Consider the following 1347-nt stretch of genomic DNA (forward strand, 5'->3'; position numbering starts at 1 on the left):
TTTCAGACTGTAGACAAAACATTGCCTGCAGTCTTTTTTATTTGCCCGACCGGGCACAGCTCGCTTTTCTGGGGGCAAGCAGGGAGCCGCATCGCGACGTTGTCGCTGCTGGGTCTCCCTTTGCTTGCTATTCCCCTAGAAGTCTCGCCGTGCCCTCGGTCGGTCCACGCATCAATCCCTCTTTTCGTACCCTCGTTCCTTTTTTATAATGAGAGGTAGAGAACCAGTCATGGAGGCGAATCGGATGATCAGGAAATTAACAGAATCGGAAACCAATCGAACGCAACTGGAGATGGTCACGCTCGACGAGCTCGTGCCAGCGGACCATCTGGTCCGAAAAATTGAGGCGGTGATCGACTTTGGGTTCATCTATCCGCTCGTGGAGGACCTATATTCTGAGGACCGCGGGCGACCGAGCGTCGACCCTGTCGTCCTGATCAAGATGGCCTTCCTTCAGTACCTGTTCGGTATCCGATCGATGCGTCAGACGATTCGTGAGATCGAGACGAACGTCGCGTACCGGTGGTTCCTCGGGTTCGGGTTCACGGACAAGGTGCCACATTTCTCGACGTTCGGGAAGAACTATGTGCGTCGCTTCCAGTACACGAACTTATTCGACGACATCTTCTATCACATCCTTGAACAGGCAGCGGACGCCGGGTTCATCGATCGCGCCGTCCTGTTCGTCGACTCGACACACGTTAAGGCGAACGCGAACAAGCGGAAGCTCGTCAAGAAGACCGTCCGGCAAGAGGTGAAGCACTATCAGGAACAACTAGATGCCGAGGTCAAACGAGACCGCGAAGAAAGTGGAAAGAAGCCCTTGGGGCCAAAGAAGAATCAGGCGGAGGAAACGAAGGAGATCAAGGTCAGTACGACAGACCCTGAGAGTGGATATTACGTGAAAGGCGAACGTGAGAAGCAGTTCGCATACTCGGTCCATGCAGCGAGCGACGCCCATGGGTTCGTGCTCGGTGCCATCGTCACGCCTGGGAACGTGCACGACAGTCTCGCGTTCCCAGATCTGCTCGACAAGGTCTCCGACCGTCTGATTCAACCGTTCGCCGTCGCCGCCGACTCCGCCTATAAAAACCCTGCCATCGCCAAATTGCTGATCGACCGTGGAATCCTGCCGGTCTTCCCGTACACGCGCCCGAAGGGCAAGAAGGGCGCCTTCAAGACCAAAGATTTCATCTATGACGAGCACCATGACGTCTACATCTGCCCGAACAACGAGTTATTAACGTACAGCACCACGATGCGCGAGGGGAAGCGCAAGTACGTCTCGAATCCCGCCGTTTGTGTGAACTGCCCGTTGCTCGAGCAGTGCACGAAGAGCCAGAAGCA

The 1347-nt window shown here is 55.4% G+C and carries 1 protein-coding gene; it reads left to right on the forward strand.

Annotated features, from left to right (window positions below):
* Positions 1–244: 244 nt before the first annotated feature.
* On the forward strand, positions 245–1347 hold a 1103-nt coding region (locus DPV68_RS14310), incomplete at its 3' end, for an IS1182 family transposase (RefSeq protein WP_114167449.1).

Source organism: Exiguobacterium sp. TNDT2, assembly GCF_003331145.1.
GTDB lineage: Bacteria > Bacillota > Bacilli > Exiguobacteriales > Exiguobacteriaceae > Exiguobacterium.